The sequence below is a fragment of the Bradyrhizobium sp. 62 genome (genome assembly GCF_023073035.1).
In the GTDB taxonomy this organism is placed as follows: domain Bacteria; phylum Pseudomonadota; class Alphaproteobacteria; order Rhizobiales; family Xanthobacteraceae; genus Bradyrhizobium.
On record NZ_JADPIT010000015.1, the window covers coordinates 516570 to 539580 of the forward strand.

Annotated in this window: 20 protein-coding genes and 2 pseudogenes; 13 read left to right on the forward strand and 9 right to left on the reverse strand. The window is 63.5% G+C overall.

The window, feature by feature from the left end:
• Together IVB47_RS12820 and parE are read right to left on the reverse strand one after the other, a co-directional pair.
• Positions 1 to 264: pseudogene (locus IVB47_RS12820) on the reverse strand (porin family protein); the annotation flags it as partial.
• Positions 265 to 717: 453 nt separating this feature from the next.
• Positions 718 to 2760, reverse strand: coding sequence for a DNA topoisomerase IV subunit B (parE, locus tag IVB47_RS12825; protein ID WP_027569873.1), 2043 nt, complete (start codon positions 2758 to 2760; stop codon positions 718 to 720).
• A gap of 274 nt (positions 2761 to 3034) precedes the next feature.
• Between parE and IVB47_RS12830 the strand changes: the two genes are divergently transcribed.
• The 5 genes from IVB47_RS12830 (at position 3035) to IVB47_RS12850 (ending at position 7201) form a co-directional block, all read left to right on the forward strand.
• Complete coding sequence (locus IVB47_RS12830; protein WP_027569874.1) at positions 3035 to 3565, forward strand: DedA family protein; 531 nt, start codon at positions 3035 to 3037, stop codon at positions 3563 to 3565.
• A 224-nt stretch (positions 3566 to 3789) separates the two neighbouring features.
• Positions 3790 to 4458, forward strand: coding sequence for an FMN-binding negative transcriptional regulator (locus tag IVB47_RS12835; RefSeq protein ID WP_247461980.1), 669 nt, complete (start codon positions 3790 to 3792; stop codon positions 4456 to 4458).
• Entirely contained in the window at positions 4455 to 5453 is a 999-nt protein-coding gene (gene argC, locus IVB47_RS12840) for an N-acetyl-gamma-glutamyl-phosphate reductase (RefSeq protein ID WP_247461982.1), read from the forward strand. The genes IVB47_RS12835 and argC (IVB47_RS12840) overlap by 4 nt, the downstream gene beginning before the upstream one ends.
• A 99-nt stretch (positions 5454 to 5552) precedes the next feature.
• Entirely contained in the window at positions 5553 to 6599 is a 1047-nt protein-coding gene (gene argC, locus IVB47_RS12845) for an N-acetyl-gamma-glutamyl-phosphate reductase (RefSeq protein WP_247461984.1), read from the forward strand.
• A 14-nt stretch (positions 6600 to 6613) separates the two neighbouring features.
• Complete coding sequence (locus IVB47_RS12850) at positions 6614 to 7201, forward strand: class I SAM-dependent methyltransferase (RefSeq protein ID WP_247461987.1); 588 nt, start codon at positions 6614 to 6616, stop codon at positions 7199 to 7201.
• A 22-nt stretch (positions 7202 to 7223) separates the two neighbouring features.
• Here IVB47_RS12850 and IVB47_RS12855 read toward each other — a convergent pair.
• The 4 genes and pseudogenes from IVB47_RS12855 to phaC all read right to left on the reverse strand — a co-directional run.
• Positions 7224 to 7325: pseudogene (locus IVB47_RS12855) on the reverse strand (MAPEG family protein); the annotation flags it as partial.
• Between the two features lie 83 nt (positions 7326 to 7408).
• Positions 7409 to 8176 (reverse strand): outer membrane beta-barrel protein, encoded by a 768-nt coding sequence (locus IVB47_RS12860; protein WP_247461990.1) that lies wholly within the window; start codon positions 8174 to 8176, stop codon positions 7409 to 7411.
• Between the two features lie 182 nt (positions 8177 to 8358).
• Positions 8359 to 8757: an MAPEG family protein gene (locus tag IVB47_RS12865; RefSeq protein WP_027569880.1), complete on the reverse strand. Its 399-nt coding sequence runs from the start codon at positions 8755 to 8757 to the stop codon at positions 8359 to 8361.
• A 65-nt stretch (positions 8758 to 8822) separates the two neighbouring features.
• Entirely contained in the window at positions 8823 to 10631 is a 1809-nt protein-coding gene (gene phaC, locus IVB47_RS12870) for a class I poly(R)-hydroxyalkanoic acid synthase (RefSeq protein WP_247361198.1), read from the reverse strand.
• Positions 10632 to 10884: 253 nt separating this feature from the next.
• On the opposite strand from phaC, the gene IVB47_RS12875 reads away from it, so the two are divergent.
• From IVB47_RS12875 to IVB47_RS12895, 5 genes are all read left to right on the forward strand, one after another.
• Positions 10885 to 11160, forward strand: coding sequence for a hypothetical protein (locus tag IVB47_RS12875; protein WP_027517741.1), 276 nt, complete (start codon positions 10885 to 10887; stop codon positions 11158 to 11160).
• A gap of 216 nt (positions 11161 to 11376) precedes the next feature.
• The gene (locus IVB47_RS12880; protein WP_027569882.1) at positions 11377 to 12597 is read left to right on the forward strand and encodes an LL-diaminopimelate aminotransferase; all 1221 of its coding nucleotides are present in this window, start codon (positions 11377 to 11379) and stop codon (positions 12595 to 12597) included.
• 29 nt (positions 12598 to 12626) lie between these two features.
• Positions 12627 to 13943: a homoserine dehydrogenase gene (locus IVB47_RS12885; RefSeq protein WP_247286182.1), complete on the forward strand. Its 1317-nt coding sequence runs from the start codon at positions 12627 to 12629 to the stop codon at positions 13941 to 13943.
• A gap of 97 nt (positions 13944 to 14040) precedes the next feature.
• Entirely contained in the window at positions 14041 to 15042 is a 1002-nt protein-coding gene (gene glpX, locus IVB47_RS12890; protein WP_007609885.1) for a class II fructose-bisphosphatase, read from the forward strand.
• Between the two features lie 124 nt (positions 15043 to 15166).
• Positions 15167 to 15886: a haloacid dehalogenase type II gene (locus IVB47_RS12895; RefSeq protein ID WP_247461992.1), complete on the forward strand. Its 720-nt coding sequence runs from the start codon at positions 15167 to 15169 to the stop codon at positions 15884 to 15886.
• A gap of 30 nt (positions 15887 to 15916) precedes the next feature.
• Here the strand turns inward: IVB47_RS12895 and IVB47_RS12900 are convergent, their stop codons facing one another.
• From IVB47_RS12900 to IVB47_RS12910, 3 genes are all read right to left on the reverse strand, one after another.
• Positions 15917 to 17737 carry a peroxidase family protein gene (locus IVB47_RS12900; RefSeq protein WP_247461994.1) on the reverse strand — a complete coding sequence of 607 codons (1821 nt, stop codon included), beginning with the start codon at positions 17735 to 17737 and terminating at the stop codon, positions 15917 to 15919.
• A 193-nt stretch (positions 17738 to 17930) separates the two neighbouring features.
• On the reverse strand, positions 17931 to 18902 hold the full coding sequence (locus IVB47_RS12905; RefSeq protein ID WP_027569886.1) for an MBL fold metallo-hydrolase: 972 nt from the start codon (positions 18900 to 18902) through the stop codon (positions 17931 to 17933).
• Positions 18903 to 19093: 191 nt separating this feature from the next.
• On the reverse strand, positions 19094 to 19774 hold the full coding sequence (locus IVB47_RS12910; protein WP_346730798.1) for a GntR family transcriptional regulator: 681 nt from the start codon (positions 19772 to 19774) through the stop codon (positions 19094 to 19096).
• Between the two features lie 102 nt (positions 19775 to 19876).
• Here IVB47_RS12910 and IVB47_RS12915 point away from each other — a divergent pair, with 102 nt between their 5' ends.
• The 3 genes from IVB47_RS12915 to IVB47_RS12925 are packed head-to-tail and all read left to right on the forward strand — an operon-like array spanning position 19877 to position 22978.
• A complete protein-coding gene (locus IVB47_RS12915) occupies positions 19877 to 20671 on the forward strand; it encodes an enoyl-CoA hydratase/isomerase family protein (protein ID WP_247461999.1) in 795 nt (264 codons plus the stop codon).
• A gap of 9 nt (positions 20672 to 20680) precedes the next feature.
• The gene (locus IVB47_RS12920; protein ID WP_247286178.1) at positions 20681 to 21940 is read left to right on the forward strand and encodes a CoA transferase; all 1260 of its coding nucleotides are present in this window, start codon (positions 20681 to 20683) and stop codon (positions 21938 to 21940) included.
• A 45-nt stretch (positions 21941 to 21985) separates the two neighbouring features.
• A complete protein-coding gene (locus IVB47_RS12925) occupies positions 21986 to 22978 on the forward strand; it encodes a tripartite tricarboxylate transporter substrate-binding protein (protein WP_247286177.1) in 993 nt (330 codons plus the stop codon).
• Positions 22979 to 23011 lie beyond the last annotated feature (33 nt).

Here is a 23011-nt window from a genome sequence, read left to right on the forward strand (position 1 = left end):
GTAACCGAGACCGACGGTGCCGAACCAGCCCGAGCCACCCTGGCGCTGATCGATCGTCAGGGGAACTGCGCCAACCGTGGTCTGCACGCGCTGGTCAGAGGCCGAGAGGCCGCCGCCGGCGCCGCCGAAGATGTAGAAGCCGGTCCAGTTGGCGACGGGAGCCGCCATCGGCGCCTTCACGTAGGGACGGGCGCCAAGGTCAGCGGCCGAGGCCGAACCGGTCATCGCGGCAACCGCGGTCAGTGCGAGCAAAATCTTCTTCATCTTAAAATCCCCAAGCTTTGGTCTGTCTGGAAGGCGCGAGCGCACTGAAGTCCGTGTGATCTGATGTCCCGGACTATACCTGCTTCTCTCCGAAATGCTGTTGCAGAGCAGGCACAGTCGCCGGGAAACGCCGCACGGCAGGGATTCTGAGCACCATCGTGGAAGTTCGAAATAGTCTTGTATTATCAATGCAGTAGGTCGAATTTTGCGATTTGTATTTTGGTAACTTCTCGTTAGTAAATCCGGCTTTGTCCGAAATGGAGGCAATCCTGCATCAGCCCGGCTCGGTGAGTCGTTGGCCGAGTCGCGATGCGACGAGGCAGGGAATCACCGAAGCCGTGGCGGACCGTTGGCAGGATCGTCGGGAAATGGCGGTTGTCGTCCCCAAAAATAAAGAGCCCCGGGCTTCATGCCGGGGCTCTTGATGGGATGCGACCGGGCAGCGCCTGCGGATCAGACGTCCAGCAAATCGTCATTGGCGAATTCGGCCTTGTCCGAGATGAACGCGAAGCGCGCTTCGGCCTTGGTGCCCATCAGCCGCTCCACCGAATCCGCCGTGGTGTCGCGGTCGTCGGCGAGCAGAACCACTTTCAGCATGGTCCGCTTGGCCGGATCCATGGTGGTTTCCTTGAGCTGCGCCGGCATCATTTCGCCGAGGCCTTTGAAGCGATTGACCTCGACCTTGGCGTTGGCGTTGAACTCGCTCTTGATCAACGCTGCCTTGTGCGCGTCATCGCGGGCGTAGACCGACTTCGTGCCGTTGGTCAGCTTGTAGAGCGGCGGCACGGCTAGGAAGAGATGGCCTTCGTCGATCAGCCGCGGCATCTGCCGGTAGAAGAAGGTGATCAGCAGCGAAGCGATGTGGGCACCGTCGACATCGGCGTCGGTCATGATGATGATGCGCTGATAGCGCAGATCCTCCTCGCGATACTGCGCGAGCATCCCGCAGCCGATCGCCTGCACAAGGTCGGCGAGCTGCGTGTTCGCCGTCAGCTTGTCCTTGCCGGCGGAGGCGACGTTGAGGATCTTGCCGCGCAGCGGCAGCACGGCCTGGGTCTTGCGGTCGCGCGCCTGCTTGGCGCTGCCGCCGGCCGAGTCTCCCTCGACGATGAAGAGTTCTGAGCCGTCCAAACCGGCATCGCTGCAATCGGCGAGCTTCCCCGGCAGGCGCAGCTTTTTGCCGGCGGTCTTGCGCGCGGTCTCCTTCTCCTGCCGGCGGCGCAACCGCTCCTCGGCGCGATCGACCACGAAGTCGAGCAGCCTGTTGGCCTGGTTCGGATTGCCCGACAGCCAATGGTCGAACGGATCCTTCATCGCCTGTTCGACGATGCGCTGCGCTTCGGCGGTGGCAAGGCGATCCTTGGTCTGGCCCTGGAATTCGGGCTCGCGCACGAATACCGAGAGCATCACGGCTGCACCGACCATCACGTCTTCAGACGTAATGGACGACGCGCGCTTGCCTTGGCCGACGCGCTCGGCGTGATCCTTGAGACCTCGCAGCAGCGCGCTGCGCAGGCCGGATTCATGCGTACCGCCATCGGGCGTCGGCACGGTGTTGGTGTAGGACGACAGGAAGCCGTCGGCATCCGCAGTCCAAGCCACCGCCCATTCGCAGGCGCCATGCGCGCCGTTGCGGCCCGACTTGCCGGAGAAGATGTCGGGATGCACCAGCGTGTCGGCGTGGATCGCCGCCGCCAGATAATCCTTGAGGCCACCGGGGAAGTGGAACGTCGCTTCGGCCGGCACGTCGTCGACGCCCTTGAGCAGTTCAGGCGCGCAATTCCAGCGGATCTCGACGCCGCCGAACAGATACGCCTTCGAACGCGTCATCTTGAACAGGCGCTGCGGCTTGAACGCTGCCTTTGCACCGAAGATGTCGGTGTCCGGCTTGAAGCGCACGCGGGTTCCGCGGCGGTTGTTGATCTTGCCGAGATCCTCGAGCTTGCCCTTCGGGTGCCCGCGCTCGAACGTCATGCGGTAGAGTTTCTGGCTGCGCGCGACCTCGACCTCGAGCAGCGAGGAGAGGGCGTTCACCACGGAGATGCCGACGCCGTGCAGGCCGCCCGAGGTCTCGTAGACCTTGGAGTCGAACTTGCCGCCCGAGTGCAGCGTGCACATGATGACTTCGAGCGCCGACTTCTTCGGAAATTTTGGATGCGGATCGATCGGGATGCCGCGGCCGTTGTCCGTGACGGTCAAAAAGCCGTCCGCGCTCAACTCGACTCCGATGAAGGTCGCATGCCCCGCGAGCGCCTCGTCCATTGAGTTGTCGATGACTTCGGCGAAGAGGTGATGCAGCGCCTTCTCGTCGGTGCCGCCGATATACATGCCGGGCCGGCGGCGCACCGGTTCCAGGCCTTCGAGCACCTCGATGTCGGCTGCGGTGTAGTCGGCCTCGGCACCGCCTGCGCGCGGGGTCGCCTTGGCGGCTCGGGGCTTCGGCTCATCGCCGCCGAAAAAATCGTCTTTTGCTTTGGGCTTCAACTGCTTGGACATATATCTTTATGCGTTTTGAGGGCCGCATGAGCGGCGAATCGGTTGGGCCGACTATGCCACTTCTGACCTGGAAAGGTTATCGCAGGGCGTGCCGGGCGGTGTGGTTGGGAGCCAATCCCGGCGATTTTACGCCGCAGCCCCAACGAATTCCCGGCAATGTGACGGTCCGGTCCGGTCTGGACCGGACTTTGTGACTTGATGTCACACAAGTCCTTGGCTTACCAGTCCTTTTCATCGAGCAGCACCTTCGGGCAGGGCGGAAAGGCTATTTAGAATGGAGCAGTTTGCGCACGCGCTGGCGGATTTCGTGCGCGCTCACCAGACATGGGCAGCTCCCATCGTGTTCGTGCTCGCCTTCGGGGAGTCGCTCGCCTTCATCTCGCTGCTGATCCCGGCCTGGGGCGCGTTGGTCGCGATCGGCGCGCTGATCGGCGCGAGCGGCATCAGCTTCTATCCGGTCTGGATCGCCGGCGGCATCGGCGCGGCGCTGGGCGACTGGGTCTCCTACTGGTTCGGCTATCGCTACAAGGAGAAGGTCGCGCAGATGTGGCCGCTCTCGCGCTATCCGGAACTCCTGCCCCGGGGCGAGGCCTTCGTGCGCAGCTGGGGCGTGCCGAGCATCTTCATCGGCCGCTTCTTCGGTCCCTTGCGTGCCTCTGTGCCGCTTGCAGCCGGCATTTTCGAGATGCCCTATTGGAGCTTCCAGGCCGCCAATTTCGTCTCGGCGCTGATCTGGTCGGCGGCGCTCCTGCTGTTCGGGGACGTGATCGCGAAGATCATGGAATGGATCTGGCGCGTGGTGTGACGTCCGAACCTTGACGCGAACCGCAACTGGCCCTATAGCCCCGCGCCATGATCAACGCCGCGACCATTTTGTTCGCCCGTCGCCGCCGCCGCAGCTTCGCGGCTTGGGCGGTCGATCGCGTTTGAGATCATCGTCTTTGCCGCTGGATCCGATCCGCGGCATTCTCTCTCCTGTCAGCGCGATCTGATCCGGCGGCCCCCAAGGAGGCCCAGCAGGAGACAACGATGTACACGCCACCCTTTTTCAAGCAGGACCGCGCCGCGAGCCTGAAGTTCGCCGACACGCGCGGCTTCGGCACCATGTGCGCGTTCGACGGCCACAAGCCGATCGCCTCGCCAATTCCGTTCTATTTGACCTATGCCGCCGACGGCACGCCGCAGGCCGCCTTTCACGTCGCCCGTCACAATCCGCTGCTAAAGCTTGCGGACGGGACGGCCTCGTGGCTGCTCGCGGTCAACGGCCCCGATGCCTACGTGTCGCCGGACTGGTACGTCTCGCCGGATCAGGTGCCGACCTGGCTCTACCAGTCGGTCCATCTGACCGGGCCGGTGCGGTTGTTGTCGGATGGTGAACTGGCCGTGCAGATCGACACGCTCAGCGACAAGTTCGAGAGCTGGCTGTTGCCGAAGAAGCCGTGGACCTCAGCCAAAATGACGGCGGGGCGGCTCGAGGCGCTGAAGAAGGGGATCGTGGGTCTGGTCATGACGGTTGAAGAGGTCGAAGGCAGCTTCAAGCTCAATCAACACAAGTCCGACGCCGATTATACGGCGATCGCCAACGCGCTTGGCGCGCAAGCCCATGCCGACGCCAGGGCGATCGCGCAACTGATGCAGGACGTCAGGCCGGAAGCCTTCGCATCCGAAACCAACATGCTCGAAAGGAGCGCGCCATGACCTTTTCTGAAGCCAGCCTCGTCGACACCAAAAATGCCCCGAAGGCCGGCGCTGCGACAAAGCCCTCCACCGTCTTCGTCGACGGTGGCTCCGGCACCACCGGGCTCGGCATCAACGAGCGGCTGAAGCTGCAGAACGACGTGGTCGTGAAGACGATCGCCGACGACAAGCGCAAGGATCCCGCGGCCAAGAAGGCGCTGATGGAGGAGGTTGACCTCGTCATCCTCTGTCTGCCGGACGATGCTGCCAGGGAAACGGTTGCGCTCATCGACAGCATGGGGCCGTCGGGCCCGAAGGTGCTGGATGCATCGACCGCGTACCGGGTCGCGCCCGATTGGGCCTATGGCTTTCCGGAACTGACGCCGGATCAGGCTGGCAAGATCAAGGCTGCGAAGAAGGTCTCCAATCCCGGCTGCTATCCGACCGGCGCGATCGCGCTGCTGCGACCGATCGTCGATGCCGGCCTGCTGCCTGCGGACTATCCCGTCACCGTCAATGCGGTGAGCGGCTATTCCGGCGGCGGCAAGTCGATGATCGCGAGTTTCGAGGACGGCAGTGCGCCGTCGTTCGAGCTCTACGGCCTCGGCTTCGAGCACAAGCACCTGCCGGAGATGCAGCTCTATTCGAACCTGACGCGGCGACCGATCTTCATCCCGTCGGTCGGCAACTACCGGCAGGGCATGCTGGTGTCGGTGCCGCTCCAGCTCGACACGCTGCCCGTCAAGCCCAGCAGTGCCGATCTCCAGGCCGCGTTGGCAAAGCGTTACGCCGGCTCAAAATACGTCTCGGCGATGCCGCTGCAAAACGAGGCGACCAGGGGCGGCCGAATCGAGCCGGAAGCGCTCAACGAGACCAACACGCTCGAGCTCTACGTCTTCGCCAGCGACAAGTACCACCAGGCGGTGCTGGTCGCCCGGCTCGACAATCTCGGCAAGGGCGCGTCCGGCGCGGCCGTGCAGAACATGCGGCTGATGCTGGGCCTTGCCGAGGAGTAGCCGATGAGCGTTGCCTGCCAGACCGGTCCGGTGGACGAAGCGACGCTGCAACTTTCTACTCCGGCAAGACGATCCAGCGACGCCTGAAAGGAACGTGTGATGAGTTTGAAGAAAATCGGCATTCTCGGCGCGTCCGGCTACACCGGCGCCGATGCGGTGCGCCTGCTGGCGCGGCATCCGAATGCGGAAATCACGGCACTCACCGCCAATACCCATGCCGGCAAGGCCATGAGCGAGGTGTTTCCGCATTTCTTCATGCTGGATTTGCCCCAACTCGTGGAATGGGAAAAGGTCGACTGGACCAAGCTCGACGCGGTGTTCTGCGGACTGCCGCACGGCACCACGCAGCAGATCATCGCGGCCGTGCTGAAGGCCAACCCGAAGATCAAGGTCCTCGACATGTCCGCCGATTTCCGGCTGCGCGACAAGGAAACCTACGCGCAGTGGTACGGCCACGAACATCAGGCGCTCAAGTTGCAGGGCGAAGCCGTCTACGGCCTGACCGAATTCTATCGGGAGAAGATTACCGCGGCGCGGCTGGTCGCCTGTCCCGGCTGCTATCCGACGGCAGCGTTGTTGGCGCTGGTGCCACTGGCGAAAGCAAAACTGATCGACGTCGATGACATCCTGATCGACGCCAAGTCAGGCGTCACCGGCGCCGGACGCGGCCTGAAACAGAACACGCTGTTCAGCGAGGCGGGCGAGGGGATGTCGCCGTATTCGGTCGGCACGCACCGGCATGCACCGGAGATCGAACAAGAGATCGGCGTCGCGGCGGGCGCGAGCGTGACCGTCAATTTCACGCCGCATCTCATACCGATGTCGCGGGGCGAACTCTGCACGTCCTACGTCAAGCTCAACGGCGCGACGCCGGACGATTTGCGGGCGGCCCTCGAGCAAGCCTACGCGAACGAGCCGTTCGTGCATGTCGTCAAGAAGGGCGTGCTGCCGCAGACCCAGAACGTACGCGGCTCGAACTATGTCCAGATCGGCGTCATCGCCGACCGGATCAAGAACCGCGCCATCGTGATTTCGGTGCTCGACAATCTGGTGAAGGGCTCGGCCGGTCAGGCGATCCAGAACATGAACCTGATGTTCGGATTCCCCGAGACCGCTGGACTGGAGCAGATCGCGCTGTTTCCCTGATCGGAGTGATCGCCGTGGACGAAGGGACTCTGCAATTCTATCGCAGCAACGCCCGGTCCTATGCGGACTGGGCGAAGGCGCCCTCGACGCGGCTGCGAGGCTTTCTTGCTCTGCTGCCGTCCGGCGGCTCGATCCTCGAGCTCGGCTGTGGCGCCGGCAATCATTCGGCGGTGATGCTGGCCGAAGGTTTTTCGGTGCGCGCCACCGACGGCTCGCCTGAAATGGCCGAGATCGCGTCGCAGCGGCTCGGTCATGCCGTCGAGGCGATGCGGTTCGACCAGCTTGACGCGCACGAGGCCTATGACGGCGTCTGGGCCAGCGCCTGTCTCCTGCACGTGCCGCGCGACGAGCTCGCCGGCATCCTGGCGCGGATTCATCGTGCGCTCAGGCCGTCAGCCGTATTCTATGCCAGCTACAAGATGGGCGAGGGCGACGGCCGGGACAGTCTCGGGCGCTATTACAATTATGCGTCGCCAGAATGGCTCGAGGCGACTTACGCCAGCGCAGGCCCATGGATCACGCTGTCGTCGGACAGGAACGTCATCCAGAGCTTTGACGAGACGCTGGCGAACATGCTGCATCTCGTCGTTCGCAAGGCCTGATCTAAAACAACAAGGCCTGATCTCAAACCACCTTGAAGATCGCGACGGTCAGCACAGCCTGCGCGATGAAGCCGACGGTGAAGGCCACCGTGCGGAACACCGGGATCCCGAGCGCATAGACGATCGGTTGCGCTGACGAGTAGCAGCAACATTCGCTGCTCGTCATGGCCGGGCTTGTCCCGGGCATGACGGTTGCGAGACGCTTCCTCAGTACTTCGCGATGATCGGGCCGCCGAATTTGTAGTTGATGCGGGCGGTGATCAAATCGACGTCCTGGCCGATGCGGTCGGTGCGTGAGAACGTGCCGACCGGCGTCAGCGCGCCGTTGGAGGTGAGCGTGACGTCGTGACGGCCCATGAACAGATGGTCGTATTCGAGGCCGACCGACCAGTTCGGGGCGAAGCCGTATTCGATGCCGATGCCGACCGTGCCGCCCCAGTGGGTGTCGTCGGCACGATCGAACTCGGCTCCGGCCAGACCACCCGTTCCGATACCGCGGTAGCGATCGCGGGTGACGGCGGCGCCGCCCTTCACGTAAAGCAGTGCGTTATTCCAGGCGTAGCCGACCTGGCCCGTGAACAGGCCGAAAGCATCGACGCGGGTGCGGTTCGCGACGCCGGCTACGGTGCTGGTGTTCCGGCCCGAGAGATCGGCCCAGTCGCCCTGTGCTTCGAGGCCGAACACGAAGGCGCTGTTCTGCCAGCGATAACCGATCTGGCCGCCGGCGACGGCGCCCGTCGCGTCATGGCAGCCTTCCGCAACGCCGGGCGCGAAACCAACAGTCTGGTCCCAGCAATTGCGCGACGAGCCATAGCCGCCGTTGGCGCCAATGTAGAAGCCGCTCCAATCATAGATCGCCGCGATCATCGGCGGCGCCTTGGTGTAGGGACGGGCGGCGAGATCTGCGGCACTGGCTTGGGTCGCGACGGCCGCGAGCGAGAGGCCGGCGAGCGCGGATGCAATCTTCCAATTCATGTTTGCCTCGAATCATCAATGCGATGGGCAAATATACCTGTGGATGGGTGATCCTTCGTGTCAGCCTAGGGATCGCATCCCTGTTTTTGTCGCACTGTCATCCTTTGGCAACACCGGCGGCCGCGGCAGGCCTTCGAGCATTTCACCCCTTTGTTGCAGGCGCTAAGCCATCGGAGATCCGATCAAACCACCTTGAAAATCGCGACGGCCAGCACGGCCTGCGCGATGAAGCCGACGGTGAAGGCCACCGTGCGGAACACCGGGATCCCGAGCGCATAGACGATCAGATGCGCGACGCGCGACCAGAAATAGACGGCGCAAGCAAGCACCGTCCATTGCGAGGAGTAGTCGATCGCGTTCAGGATCAGCACCAGCGGCGCGAACAGCACGAGGTTCTCGACGGCGTTGTCATGCGCGAACATCAGGCGGTTCGCCCATTCCGATTGCGGCTTGTCGGTGCGCGAGGGATTGGCCATCGCGCCACCGAGACCGCGAATCTGGCAGCGGTTGATGGTGTAGGGAATCCAGAGGATTCCGGTCAGGACCACCGTCAGTGTCAGCCAGAACAATTCACGCGTCATAACCCGGTCCCCTCATCAATTTCTGCTGCATGCGTGGAGCTTATACGAAAGCGCGGAAGATTCTGCTATGCGCGAACCCTGACATAGCTGCCGGGCGCGTCCTCGATCGGGGGAAACGCCTCGCTGCCGACCGTGCGGGCCGGGACTTCCTCGGGATCGAGTGCGCCCAGCCATTGCCGCCAGTCCGGCCACCACGAGCCCTTGTGCTCGACCGCGCCCTTCATCCACTCGGCGACGTTGGCGGACTTCGCGTTGTCGTTGGTCCAGTACTGGTATTTGTTCGAGGCGGGCGGATTGACCACGCCGGCGATATGGCCCGAGCCGGACAGCACGTATTTCACCGGGCCGCCGAAGAACTGGGAGCCGTACAGCACCGATTCCGCCGGCGCGATATGGTCTTCGCGGGTTGCGAGATTGTAGATCGGCACCATGACCTTGGAGAGATCGAGCAAGGTGTTGTCCAGCACCAACGTGCCGGTCGAGAGCCGGTTCTCCAGATAGCAATTGCGCAGATAGTAAGAATGGTTCGACGCCGTCATGCGCGTCGCGTCCGAATTCCAGTGCAGCAGGTCGAACGCGCTCGGCTGCTGGCCCTTGAGGTAATTGCTGACGACATAGGACCAGATCAAATCGTTGGAGCGCAGCATGTTGAAGGCCATCGCCATCTTCGAGCCTTCGAGCACGCCCGCCGCCTTCATGTCCTGCTCGAGGGATGCGATCTGCTCCTCGTCGACGAACACGAGCAAATCACCGGCATGGGTGAAGTCGACCTGTGCCGCGAAGAACGTCGCGGACGCCACGCGCTGGCGGCGCTTCTCGGCGAGCCAGGCCAGCGTGGTCGCGAGCATGGTGCCGCCGACGCAATAGCCGGCGGTGTGCACCTTCATCTCGCCGGTGACCTTCTCGATCACGTCCATCGCCGTGAGCGGGCCTTCCTTCATGTAGTCTTCCCAGCTCTTGGCACCGAGCCGCTTGTCGGGATTGACCCATGAGATCACGAACACGGTGATGCCCTGATCGACGCACCACTTGATGTAGGATTTCTCCGGCTTGAGATCGAGGATGTAGAACTTGTTGATCCAGGGCGGGATGATCAGGAGCGGCGTGCGCAGCACGTTCTCCGTCGCCGGCGCATACTGGATCAGCTGCATCATCTCGTTCTGGTAGATCACCTTGCCGGGCGTCGTCGCCATGTTCACGCCGACGACGAGATTGTCCGGATTGGACTGACGGATCTTCAGCGTGCCCTTGCCGGCGGCGATGTCCTCGGCCAGCATCTTCAGCCCGCGCGCAAGATTTTCGCCGCTGCTGGCCACCGTCGCGCGCAGCACTTCCGGATTGGTCAGCACGAAGTTGGAGGGCGACATCGCGTTGGTGAGCTGCTGGACGTAGAACTCGGCCTTGCGGCGGGTCAGCGGATCGAGCCCCTCGGCGTCGCGCACAAGCTCCTGCGCAAATTTGGTCGTGAGCAGGTAGAGCTGCATCAGGAAATCGAAGAACTGGTTCGACTTCCATTCCGGATCGGCAAAGCGCTTGTCGCGCGGCGACGGCGCGATCGCGGGCGGGGCGTCCTGACCGGCCATGCGGCGCGCCGCCGAGCCCCAGAGATCGAGATAGTCCTTGGCGAGCTTGGTCTGGAGTACGGAGGACCGCGACGTATCCGACAGCCAGTATTCGGCGACGGCAGTGAAGGTCTTGACGACCTCGGTAAGCTCCGCCGGCGGACGATCCTGCACCTCGCCGCTCTCGCGCGGCTTCAGGTACGCGGCGAGCGCCTTGCCGCCGCTTTCCATCGCCCGCGCGACATTTATCGCGAAGGCTTCCGCATCGAACTTCGTCTCGGGTTTGGGCGTATCGGTCGTGGCCATACTCATGAGCAGAACAGTAACGATTCATTCCGTATTCGTCACCGCGAAGCTCGCATGTTTGGCATTAAACACTCTCGAAGATGTGTTGCAGTGCGATAAATTTTCTTGGTTCCGTCACAATCGAGCCGCACCGCTCGGCTTGGTGGACCGGGGCTATTTTCTCGCTCGGACCATTTGGGCAGCAATGGTTTGAGCTTGGGCGCGGACTTGGGTAAGGTTGCCCGGGGCCGTGCTTTGGGACGAAGTGGGGATTTCCCTGGTGTTGGCGTTGAGGGACCTGCAAAAGTCGCGACGGATCTGTGGCGCGCTGCTGATGGCGACGCTCGCCCTGGGCGGCTGCTCGAGCCAGCTCGCGGATATGACGCCTTCCGATGCGCAAGCGCATCCCAGGGAGGCCGGTAGCTATCTGCCGGTGCACGATCTGCCGCCGGATCGCGATCAGGCGGTGATGCCGCCGGACCAACGCGCCAAGATCGAGGCCGAACTTGCTGCCGCGCGCGACCGTCAGGCGGTTGCCACCAAGGACGCGAAATAGGGCGCTGCAAGGTAATCGCTGGCGCCTCCGCCTCGCCGTGCTAAAAGACCTTAGTTCAGCCGAGAGTCAGGGCGAACGACTTCAGTCAACGTCGTCGATAATTGCTCTAAGTATTTGATCTTGAGTAATTTTCGCGAGGGATGCGGGCGCCTTTCCGCCTGGTCTTTTATGGCCTGTCGATTCTGTCCTGACCGGTTGCCCGGAGCCGAGAGAGCCATGGAAGAATTTTACCGCATCCGCCGCCTTCCGCCTTACGTGTTCGAACAGGTCAACCGGGCCAAGGCAGCCGCGCGGAATGCCGGCGCCGACATCATCGACCTCGGCATGGGCAATCCCGACCTGCCGGCGCCGGCGCACGTGCTGGAGAAGCTGAAGGAGACGCTGGGCAAGCCGCGCACCGACCGCTACTCGGCCTCCCGCGGCATTCCCGGGCTGCGCCGGGCCCAGGCCGGCTACTACGCCCGCCGCTTCGGCGTGAAGCTCAATCCCGACACCCAGGTGGTGGCGACGCTCGGCTCCAAGGAGGGGTTTGCCAACGTGGCGCAGGCGATCACCGCGCCCGGCGACGTCATCCTTTGTCCGAATCCGAGCTACCCGATTCACGCCTTCGGCTTCTTGATGGCGGGCGGCGTGATCCGCTCGGTGCCCTCGGAGCCGACGCCGCAATTCTTCGAGGCGGTCGAGCGGGCGATCGTGCATTCGATCCCGAAGCCGCTGGCGCTCGTCGTCTGCTATCCTTCGAACCCGACCGCCTATGTCGCGAGCCTCGACTTCTACAAGGACCTGGTCGCATTCGCGAAGAAGCACGAGATCCTGATCCTGTCCGATCTCGCTTATGCCGAGGTCTATTTCGACGAGAACAACCCGCCGCCCTCGGTGCTCCAGGTGCCGGGTGCGATGGACGTCGCCGTCGAGTTCACCTCGATGTCGAAGACCTATTCGATGGCTGGCTGGCGCATGGGTTTCGCGGTCGGCAACGAGCGCGTGATTGCGGCACTCGGCCGCGTCAAATCCTATCTCGACTACGGTGCGTTCACGCCGATCCAGGTCGCAGCCACCGCCGCGCTGAACGGACCGGACGATTGCATCAAGGAGATGCGCGACACCTACCGCAAGCGGCGCGACGCGCTGGTGGAATCGTTCGGCCGTGCCGGCTGGGAGATCCCGCCGCCGGAAGCGTCGATGTTTGCCTGGGTGCCGCTGCCGGAAGCCTTCCGCAGCGTCGGCAGCATGCAGTTCGCGACCCTGATGGTTGAGAAATCCGGTGTCGCGGTCTCGCCCGGCGTCGGCTTTGGCGAGCATGGTGAAGGATATGTCCGCATCGCCATGGTGGAAAACGAGCAACGGATCAGGCAGGCCGCGCGCGGCGTGCGCCGCTTCCTTGAAAGCGGCATCGAAACATTGCACAACGTCGTTCCGCTCGCCACTCGGCGTTAAGTTCTCTTCCGCAGGTTTTCCAAGGCATCATGGTTGCACCCCTGAAAGTGGGCATAGCGGGGCTCGGCACCGTGGGCGCCGAAGTTGTCCGTCTGATTGAAACGCAGGCGCGCGTGCTTGCCGGCCGCAGCGGCCGCGGCATCCGGGTGGTCGCCGTCACCGCGCGCTCGAAGGCGAAGAAGCGCGGCGTCGATCTGCGCGGCATCGAATGGGTCAAGGATCCGCTTGCCCTCGCCACGCATCCCGGCATCGACTGCTTCGTCGAGCTGATGGGTGGCTCCGGCGATCCCGCGCTGGCGGCGGTGGAAGCTGCGCTGAACGCCGGCAAGTCCGTTGTCACCGCCAACAAGGCGTTGCTGGCAAAGCACGGCCTCAAGCTGGCAAAGGCCGCCGAAAAGCACGGCGGCGCGCTGAATTTCGAGGCAGCTGTCGGCGCTGCGATCCCTGTCATCAAGACGTTACGCGAAGGTCTTGCCGGAACCGGCATCAACCGGGTCTACGGCATCCTCAACGGCACCTGCAATTACATCCTGACCCGGATGGAGCAGGAGGGCCTGTCCTTCGCCGAATGCCTGAAGGACGCGCAACGGCTCGGCTATGCCGAGGCCAATCCGTCGTTCGACGTCGACGGCCACGATACCGCGCAAAAGCTCGCCATTCTCGCCAGCCTCGCTTTCGGCACGAAAGTTGCTCAAAGCGCGGTGTATGTCGAAGGTATCTCCTCCATCGCGCCGGAAGATCTCCGTGCCGCCGACGATCTTGGTTACCGGCTCAAGCTGCTCGGCGTCGCCGTTCGCACCGCCAAGGGCATCGAGCAGCGCGTCCATCCGACCATGGTTCCGAAATCCTCGTCGATCGCGCAGGTGATGGGTGTCACCAATGCGGTCACGATCGATGGCGAAGGCATCCCGCCGATCACGCTGGTCGGCCCCGGTGCCGGGGGAGCGGCGACCGCATCCGCCGTCGTGGCCGACATCGCCGACGTCGCGCGTGGCATCCGCGCCAATCCGTTCGGCCGGCCGATTTCGCAGCTGCGCGATACCAAGAAGGCGCCGATGGAGCGCCACGAGGGCGGCTACTATATCCGCCTTCTGGCACGCGATTTCCCGGGCACCGCGGCTGCGATCGCGACCCGGCTCGCGGAGCAGAAGATTTCGATCGAGTCGATCGTGCAGCGCCATCCCAATGGCGGCGCTGCGCCGGCAGACGGGAAGGCGGTCCCGGTGCCCGTCATCCTCATCACCTATGCCACGCACGAGGACGCCGTGCGCCGCGCGCTCGCGGCCGTGCAGAAGGACAAGGTGATCAGCGGACGGCCGCAGGTGATACGGATCGAGAAGAACTGAGCATGCTTAAGCAATGACACGGTTCGAACGAACTGTGGGTGTTACGAGTTGATGTGGCGGAGATGTCCGTCCAAAACTGTTTCGAAGGAGTGAGCCGATGTCGACCCATATTTCAGTCCCGCCGCAAGCATTGCTCGAGCGCATTCTCACGCTGGAGATCGTGCGGGTGACGGAGCGGGCGGCGGTGTCTTCGGCGCGTCTGCGCGGGCACGGCAACGAGAAGGCGGCTGATCAGGCCGCAGTGGATGCGATGCGGCGCGAGCTCAACAAGCTCCCGATCGAGGGCACGATCGTCATCGGCGAGGGCGAGCGCGACGAGGCGCCGATGCTCTTCATCGGCGAGAAGGTCGGCATGAACGCCGGCCCGCAAGTCGACATCGCGGTCGATCCGCTCGAAGGCACCACGCTGTGCGCCAAGAACATGCCGGGCTCGATCGCCACCATGGCGATGGCCGACGGCGGCACGCTGTTGCACGCCCCCGACGTCTACATGCAGAAGCTCGCGATCGGTCCCGGCTATGACAAGGGCGTCGTCGAGCTCGATGCGACGCCGGCCGAAAACGTCCGCCGCCTCGCCAAGGCCAAGGGCGTCAAGCCGGACGGCATCACCGTTCTCGTGCTCGACCGGCCGCGCCATGCCAGCATCATCGAGAGCGTGCGCTCGACCGGCGCCGCCGTGCGCCTGATCACCGACGGCGACGTCGCCGGCGTGATCCACTGCGCCGACCCTGATAATACCGGCGTCGACATGTATCTCGGCACCGGCGGCGCGCCGGAAGGCGTGCTCGCGGCCGTGGCGTTGCGCTGCATCGGCGGCCAGATGCAGTGCCGTCTCATCCTCGACTCCGACGAGAAGCGGGAGCGCGCCGCCAAGATGGGCGTCAACGATCCCAAGATGATCTACGGCATCGAGGACATGGCGCGCGGCGACTGCCTGTTCGCCGCCACCGGCGTCACCACGGGCTCGCTGCTGTCAGGCGTCAAATTCCGCAAGGACGGCGTGATCGAGACCGAGACGGTGGTGATGCGCTCCGTCACCGGCACCGTGCGCTACATCAAGGCCGAGCACCGCGAACTGGCGAAGTTCCATTTGGACTGATTTTCTCCGTCATTCCGGGGCTCGCAAAGCGAGAAGCCGGAATCTCGCGCCACAACTTTTGGATTCCAGGTTCGCGACTTCGTTGCGTCCCGGAATGACAACAAAAAAAATCAGGGGAGCGCCCATGTCTGATCTGTCCGTCGTCAAAGCGCTCGTCTTTGACGTGTTCGGCACCGTCGTCGACTGGCGCACCAGCCTGATCACGGACTTCATGTGGTGGGCGAAGGGCCGCGGCATCTCCGCCGACTGGACCGCACTGGTCGACGGCTGGCGCGGCATGTACATGGCTTCGATGGATGACGTGCGCAAACATCCCGAGCGCGGCTATGTCATGCTCGATGATCTGCATCGCCGCTCGCTGGAAAAGCTGGTCGCGCAATTTTCGATTCGAGGCCTGACCGAAGCCGATCTCGATCACCTCACCAAGGGGTGGCACCGGCTGCACCCGTGGCCCGACAGCGTCGCGGGCCTGACGCGGTTGAAGACGAAATTCGTGATCTCGCCGCTGTCGAACGGCAATGTCGCGCTGCTGACCAACATGGCGAAGTTCGCAGGGCTTCCCTGGGACCTCATCATGTCGGCCGAGCTGTTCGAGCACTACAAGCCCGATCCCGAAACCTATCTTGGCGCCGCGCGCCTGCTGTGCCTCAAGCCGGAAGAGGTGATGATGGTCGCCGCCCATAACGGCGATCTCGCCGCCGCGCAGAAGAACGGGCTGAAGACGGCCTTCGTGGCGCGGCCAACCGAATACGGTCCGCTCCAGAAAGTCGATTTCGAGGCCACCGGCAATTGGGACATCGTCGCCAGGGATTTTGGCGGAATCGCCGACAAGCTCGGGTGCTAGGGCGGCTGCGACTTTGCAGAGGGCCAAGGCTCAGCGTCGCAGCACGTTCCACGGCGCGAAGGCGTTGTTGACACCCTCGAGCGCCGGTCCGAGTTGCGGCACATGCCGCAGCAGCACCGATTTCATTCCGTTGTTGTGGATCCAGTCCAGACCGAAATTGGTGTAGACTTCCGCCCGGTAGTCATCGGTGAAGAACCGGTCGCTCTTCAAACGCCGCGATGCCATCAGGATGAAAATGCGGAAGGCGGTATCGCTGAAGCCAAAACCGTCCGGCAGGTCCTCGGCCAATAGTCCGACCATCAGATCAACGCGATCGACGTCGCCCTTGTAGATCGCGCGCATCTTCCCGGCCGCGCCGGGGATGCTGGTGATTTCCTCGAACGTCTTGACCCGCTTTTTGCCGACCAGTTCGCGGAACCGATTGTAGCGCGGCACGCCGCGCTCGCGATCACGCATGATGTCGATCGCCGCCACGTCGAGCAGCGGCTGGTCGTCTTTCGTGAACCGGCGCAGAAAGTTGGGATAATTGTGGAGGCGAATGGCGCCGGGATGAGCGGTGCCGAACGAGTACAGCAGGTCGACGAAGCCGTGAGTCTGCATGAACTCCCGGGAGGCGCGCCCCTGCATATTGACCAAGTCGCTAGGGGTAATCTCCGTGCTATCGAGCCGCCGTACATCCATCGTTTCGGGGATCAGCGGGTGCAGGCGGTACACGGCGGTGAATTCCTCGGTCATCGCATAGGGCGCGCTGTGCTGATCCGTCGGAGAGCCGATGATGCCAAAGGCGGCTTCGCTGTTCTTGCCGAGCACGGCGCGCAGCACCCGGCACGGGATCCCCGACCAGTTGGCGTGCATGCCGAAGTCCAGTGCGGGATGGCCGAGGATGCCTGGCGTCCATTCGACGGTGTGGATCTTGGCGATCAGGGCCGCGTTGATCAGGCGAGCGCGCTGGAATAGCTCCTGGTCCTTCCAGGTCGGATACCGCGCCTTCAAGCCGTCGCAGATGACATTGTGCTCGCGTGCGAAGAGGTTGTGCAGCAGGCTGAGCCCCACCCACCAATTGTCGTTGAAGCCGGTGAGATCGGCGCCCGGATGCACCGGATCGGCTGGAAGCATCCCATCATTGCCGACTGCGATCTTCCCATCTGCCCGCGAACGGATCTGCATCTGCCTCGCGCGGTCGCTGCCGTAGATCTGTCCGGCATCCCACCAGTGCGAGTTGAGGTTGCGGAACGTGGGGGTCGCGCCGAGCCATCGTTCACGTGGCGTCTCGTCGCAAACGGTCCGACGGATCTTCATACAGCCGTCGATCCGCTCATCCGCAGGCCATTCGTCGTTTGGCTTCAGCGGAACTTTGAACTCGTTTCCCGACTTAGGGGCCCCATGGCTGAACCAATTATGGGTTTCGAACTGGATCCAGGCGGCGGCCAGCAGATTGAGGCTGGTCGCGGGAATGAATTCGCGGCGCGCCAGCAACTCCTCCGAGATCACGCGCGGACTGGGTTCGAGCAGGTCGTCCAGGCGGTCCGGCACGCATTCAGGCAGCGCGAAATTGCGTCCGAACCGAGCGCCAGCCATCCCCATGCGCGGATGGTCGAGGCTGTTGAACGAGCCGTCGGCGGAACGCCAGCGGTCATTGCCCGTGCTCCAGCGAGGCGATGTCGTGCCGTAGCCGGTATGGTGCAGATTGTGCTCCCGCAGCTGATCGCGGAACGCCGAGAGATTGGCAGCTCCGAGCAGCCTCGGCAGTTTGTCCCATCTGACAAAGAAGTTAATGGCCCGATAGACAACATCCGGGACCCATTGGAGCAGGCCGCGATGGAAGACAAAACCATCGTTCTCGCGGGACATTGACGCTCCCAAACAAATTCGCGTGAATAAATTCGGTTTGCAATTAGTAGATGTAGTTCAATAACACCAAAATGTCCGTCTGCCAACGCCGCCGGAGACATTGCGGATTGTAGTTGCTTGCCGGTCAGCCGGACGGCGGTGATCGTTCGGATGGTCCGGGCGGCGCTTGCGCCACCCGGACCTGATCCGGCGATTACAACGTCATCTGCATCGGTTCGGGATAATAATGGAATCCTTCGCCGGCCTTGGCAACGTGACCATAGCCCGGCCAGGCGAAGTGATACGACATCACCGGCACCTTGTTCGCCGCAAGCATGGTCAGCAGTTTCACGCGCGACTCGGCCGCCTGCTTGGGATCGGTGTCGTAGGAGAATTCCATTCGCGGCCGCTCCAGCAGCAGCACCGAATGATGCGAGAGGTCGCCCATGAAGGCGAAGGACTTGCCAGCCGACGAGACCATGAAGATGGTATGGCCGACGGTGTGACCGGGGGCCGAGATCGCCTGCACGCCCGGCAGGAATTCCTGGCCGTCCTTGAAGAACACGATGCGGTCGCGCACCGGCAGCAGGTTCTTGCGGGCGTGAACGACGAAATCCTTGGCGTCGCTGCCGAGCTTGCCTTCGTCGGTCCAGAAGTCGAAATCGGTCTGCGAGATGTAGATCTGCGCGTTCGGAAACAGCGGCTTGCCGCCGTCGTCCACGATGCCCCCGATGTGGTCGATATGGGCATGTGAGCAGACCACGGCATCGATGTCCCCGGGCTTGATGCCTGCCTCGGTCATGCTCTTCTGCTGCCGGCCGGTGGTGGCGCCGAACAGCTTGGAACTGCCCATGCCGGTATCGAACAGGATGAGCTTGTCGCCGGTGTTGACGATCGGCGAGTTCTGTTCGAGCACGACATTGTCCGGCGACAGGAAATTGTCGGCGAGCATCTTCTTCACCTCTTCCTTGGGAACGCCGGTGAAGGTCCCGGAGGGGTCGCCGAGCGGAAGCGGTCCGTCGGAGACGATCGTGACTTCGGCATCGCCGAGAACGAAGCGGTGCCAGTAAGGCGTCTGGGTGCCGAGCTTGGGAGCGCGCGCCATCGCGCTACTGCCGAGCATTGCGCTGGCACCGAGGCCAGCCCCGAGGGCGAACAAGGACCGACGTGAGACATCGATTGTCATGCGTTTCCTCCGCTTTTGTGTTTTGTTTTGCGCAATTGTTCGCGCGTTACCTTCGGCCTGCGCCGATCGCCTCGCGTCGGCACGATCCGACCGATGCAGTCAAATGCAATCAATGATTGTGTCGCGATTGTGTCTCTTGACCGAGCGTTGTGGCGGGACCGCAGGTTTCTTTCTGCGTGGCGAATGCCGTCTCACGCAATCCGCGGCACTAGGTCACTGCCTTCCGTTTCGGCGAAGCCCGCCTGCAAAACTTCTTCGCGCTTGTGGCGTAGATGCGCGCGCAGGATATGGGCGAGGCCGACGCCGTCGCGCCTCTGCAGTGCATTCAGGATGGCGTCATGCTCCTGCACTGCGACCGCCCAGCGCTCGGGCGTCATCGGCGTGACATAACGCGCGCGCCGGATGCGCGCGGTTACGGATGTATAGAGCCCAGCGAGCACCGGGTTGCCGGCCGCAGCGACGATGCCTTCGTGAATGGCGCGGTTGCCGCGATAGTACTGGATGAGGTCGCCATCACGATAATGCCGCACCATGTCCGCGTGCGCGGCGGCGATCGCAGCGATCTCGGCATCGGTGATGCGTTCGCAGGCGAGTTCGCCGGCGAGCGCCTCGAGACCCTGGCAGACCTCGAACAGGTCGCGCATGTCCTTGTCGGTCAGTTTTGCCGCACGCGAGCCACGGTGGGGCAGGAGCTGCACGAGCCCTTCGGCGGCGAGCACCTTGAGCGCCTCGCGTAGCGGCGTGCGCGATATCTGGAGCCGCTCGCACAGCTCACGCTCGGGAATCCGCGCGCCCGGCGGGATTTCGCCGTCGAGCAGGATGGCCCGAATGCGGCCGACGACTTCCTCATGAAGCATGGGTCTGAAGTCCATTTGAATGCAAAAATGAAGATATATGCGGATTAAGGCAAGTTCCAGCTTGTAAATCGACAATTTTGCATTCAAAAATGTAGAAAAGCAGAAGGACATGAGGAAATGGACCAGCAGGTGGTGGCGGAAGACCTCGTTTTCGAGCGCCAGGACGGTATCGGGCGGATCACCTTCAATCGTCCGCAGGCCCGCAACGCCTTCACCTTCGCGATGTACGAGCGGCTTGCCGCGATCTGCGAGGAGATCAACGACGATCAGGCGATCAAGGTGCTGGTGCTGCGCGGGGCCGGCGACAAGGCGTTTGCCGCGGGCACCGACATCAATCAGTTCCGCGATTTCAAGTCGCCGCAGGACGCGGTCGACTACGAGAACCGCATCGATCGGGTGCTGACCACACTCGAACAGTGCCGCGTGCCGACGATCGCCGCGATCAACGGGTTCTGCACCGGCGGCGGCGCCGGCATTGCCGCGGCCTGCGACCTCCGCGTCGGCACCCAAAGCGCGAAAATCGGCTTTCCCATTGCCCGCACGCTCGGCAATTGCCTGTCGATGTCCAATGTCAGTCGTCTCACCGCGCTGATCGGCGCTGCCCGTGTCAAGGATCTGATCTTCACCGCGCGCCTGGTCGACGCGACGGAGGCCGCCAGCGTCGGGCTGCTCGGCGAGGTCGTCGAGGATCTCGCCGCGCTCGACAGGCGCGCGGACGAGGTTGCCCGGCTGCTCGCCAGCCACGCGCCGCTGACGCTGAATGCGACCAAGCAGGCCGTGGCGCGCCTGCAAAGGCGGCTGACGCCGGACGAGGGGGAAGACCTCATCCTGATGTGCTACACGAGCCAGGATTTTCGCGAAGGGCTCGATGCTTTCCTCACCAAGCGCGCGCCGCAATGGCGCGGCCAATAGGACCCCCCGATGCAAAGCGATCGCTCGCAATCAACCTCCGCCCGTTCGGGGCCGCTTGCCGGCCTCAAGGTCATCGACCTCACCCATGTCATGGCAGGGCCGACCTGCACCTTGATGCTGGCCGATATGGGCGCCGACGTGATCAAGATCGAGAAATCGCCGAACGGTGACGACACCCGCCATTCGGTGCCGCCGAAGATTGGCGACGAGGCGGCCTCGTTCCTGATGATGAACCGCAACAAGCGCGGCATCGTGCTGGATCTGAAGACCGATGGCGGCAAGCAGGTGTTGCGGCGGCTGATCGCGGGCGCCGACGTGCTGGTCGAGAACTTTGCGCCGGGCGCCATGGAGCGCCTCGGCTTCGGCTATGAAGACCTGCACAAGCAGCATCCGACGCTGATCTATTGCTCGCTGTCGGGCTTCGGCCGCACCGGACCCTACAAGCATCGCCGCGGCTTCGATCTGGTCGCCCAGGCCATGAGCGGCATCATGAGCTTTACCGGCGAACGTCCCGATGGTCCGCCCGTGAAATGCGGCCCGCCGCTGTCCGACATCACCGCCGGCCTGCTGGCGAGCATGGGCATCCTCGCGGCCTACACGCACCGTCTCAAGACCGGCGAAGGGCAGTGGGTGGAGACCTCGCTCTATGAGGCCGCGCTGGTGCAGACCTACTGGCAGTCGACCATCGCGCTCGCCGCGGGCACCGCGCCGCGCGCGATGGGCTCGGCCCATCCGCTCAACGCGCCGTATCAGGCCTTCGAGGCCTCGGACGGCTGGCTGGTGGTCGGCGGCGCCAACAAGAAGCACTGGCTGTTGATGCTGGAGGCGCTCGGTGCAAGCGAGCTTGCATCAGATCCGCGTTTCATCAACGGCGCCGACCGCATGGCCAATCTGAAGGAGCTCGAAGCCGTCCTGAGCGAGCGCTTCCGCACCCGGACGCGGGCGCACTGGCTGGCGGCACTGGACGAGAAGGGCGTGCCGTGCGGACCCGTGCACGACATGCTGGAGGCGCTCAGCGATCCGCAGACGCTGGCGCGCGAGATGGTCGTCGAGGTCGAGCATTCCACGCTCGGTCCGGTGAAGACGATCGGCTTGCCGGTCAAGTTTTCGGAGACCCCAGGCAAAGTGCGTACGGGCGCGCCGGTCTACGGTGAGCATACAAGCGAGGTGCTGGTCGAGCACGGGTTCGACCAGAAGCAGATCGAAGCGCTCGAAAAAGAAGGCGCAATCGTGCTGGCATCGGGAAGACGCGAGGAACGCGTCGCCTGACGGACGTCGAAAAGAACAAGAGACAAAAATCAGCTGGAGGACATCATGGGTCGGACGTCAAAACTTCTGCTTTCCGCCGCCGCAACCGTGCTCGCCGGCACGGTGCCGGCGCTCAGCGCCTGGCAGCCGCAAAAGCCGATCGAGTTCGTGGCGACCGCCGGGCCCGGCGGCGGCACCGACAATCTCGCGCGCGCCGTGCAGAACATCATCACCAAGCACAAGCTGGTGGAGCAACCGATCGTCGTCGTCAACAAGGGCGGCGGCAGCGGAGCGGAAGGCTATGTCTACGGCAAGGCATCCGCCGGCGATCCCTACAAGGTGATCTTCGGCACGTCGAATGCCTGGCAGCAGCCGCTCGTCTCCAAGGTCGCCTTCAACTACACCGATCTCACTGCCATCGCGGCAATGGCGCAGGACGAGTTCCTGCTCTGGGTCAAGCAGGACGCGCCCTACAAGACGGCGGGCGACTATCTGAAGGCGGCCGCATCGGGCGAATTCAAGATGGGCGGCGCGCAGTCGAAGGATACCGACGAGGTGCTGACCCGCATGATCGAGAAGGCCGGCCACATCAAGCTGACCTACATCCCCTTCAAAAGCGGGGCCGAGACTGCCGTGCAGCTCGCCGGCGGACACCTCGACTCCCACGTCAACAATCCCAGCGAAAGCATCGGGCAATGGCGCGGTGGGACGCAACGGCCGCTTTGCGTTTTCAGCCCGAAGAGGCTGCCGCAGGGCGCCAAGGTCACCGCGACCGAAGGCTGGGGCGACGTTCCGACGTGCGTCGAGCAGGGTCTCGACATCAAGCAATATGAGCAGCCGCGGACGGTGTGGCTTCCCGGCAAGGTCACCCCGGACCAGGCCGCGTTCTATGTCGACCTGATGAAGAAGGTGCAGGCGACACCGGACTGGAAGGATTACATCGAGAAAACCTCCCAGGTCGACACGTTCCTGACCGGCGCCGATTTCGACAAGTTCATCAAGGAGGACCTCGAGCACGTCAAGCAGGTCGCGGGCGAGCAGGGCTGGTTGGTCAAGTGAGGCGGCGCAAGCCTCCAACCCCTCCGTCGTCCC

Excerpts from the sequence above, each read along its gene's own strand:
- parE (WP_027569873.1), bottom strand. The coding sequence starts at position 2,760 with ATGTCCAAGCAGTTGAAGCCCAAAGCAAAAGACGATTTTTTCGGCGGC.
- IVB47_RS12830 (WP_027569874.1), top strand. The coding sequence starts at position 3,035 with ATGGAGCAGTTTGCGCACGCGCTGGCGGATTTCGTGCGCGCTCACCAG.
- IVB47_RS12835 (WP_247461980.1), top strand. The coding sequence starts at position 3,790 with ATGTACACGCCACCCTTTTTCAAGCAGGACCGCGCCGCGAGCCTGAAG.
- argC (WP_247461982.1), top strand. The coding sequence starts at position 4,455 with ATGACCTTTTCTGAAGCCAGCCTCGTCGACACCAAAAATGCCCCGAAG.
- argC (WP_247461984.1), top strand. The coding sequence starts at position 5,553 with ATGAGTTTGAAGAAAATCGGCATTCTCGGCGCGTCCGGCTACACCGGC.
- IVB47_RS12860 (WP_247461990.1), bottom strand. The coding sequence starts at position 8,176 with ATGAATTGGAAGATTGCATCCGCGCTCGCCGGCCTCTCGCTCGCGGCC.
- IVB47_RS12865 (WP_027569880.1), bottom strand. The coding sequence starts at position 8,757 with ATGACGCGTGAATTGTTCTGGCTGACACTGACGGTGGTCCTGACCGGA.
- phaC (WP_247361198.1), bottom strand. The coding sequence starts at position 10,631 with ATGAGTATGGCCACGACCGATACGCCCAAACCCGAGACGAAGTTCGAT.
- IVB47_RS12880 (WP_027569882.1), top strand. The coding sequence starts at position 11,377 with ATGGAAGAATTTTACCGCATCCGCCGCCTTCCGCCTTACGTGTTCGAA.
- IVB47_RS12885 (WP_247286182.1), top strand. The coding sequence starts at position 12,627 with ATGGTTGCACCCCTGAAAGTGGGCATAGCGGGGCTCGGCACCGTGGGC.
- glpX (WP_007609885.1), top strand. The coding sequence starts at position 14,041 with ATGTCGACCCATATTTCAGTCCCGCCGCAAGCATTGCTCGAGCGCATT.
- IVB47_RS12895 (WP_247461992.1), top strand. The coding sequence starts at position 15,167 with ATGTCTGATCTGTCCGTCGTCAAAGCGCTCGTCTTTGACGTGTTCGGC.
- IVB47_RS12900 (WP_247461994.1), bottom strand. The coding sequence starts at position 17,737 with ATGTCCCGCGAGAACGATGGTTTTGTCTTCCATCGCGGCCTGCTCCAA.
- IVB47_RS12905 (WP_027569886.1), bottom strand. The coding sequence starts at position 18,902 with ATGACAATCGATGTCTCACGTCGGTCCTTGTTCGCCCTCGGGGCTGGC.
- IVB47_RS12910 (WP_346730798.1), bottom strand. The coding sequence starts at position 19,774 with ATGGACTTCAGACCCATGCTTCATGAGGAAGTCGTCGGCCGCATTCGG.
- IVB47_RS12915 (WP_247461999.1), top strand. The coding sequence starts at position 19,877 with ATGGACCAGCAGGTGGTGGCGGAAGACCTCGTTTTCGAGCGCCAGGAC.
- IVB47_RS12920 (WP_247286178.1), top strand. The coding sequence starts at position 20,681 with ATGCAAAGCGATCGCTCGCAATCAACCTCCGCCCGTTCGGGGCCGCTT.
- IVB47_RS12925 (WP_247286177.1), top strand. The coding sequence starts at position 21,986 with ATGGGTCGGACGTCAAAACTTCTGCTTTCCGCCGCCGCAACCGTGCTC.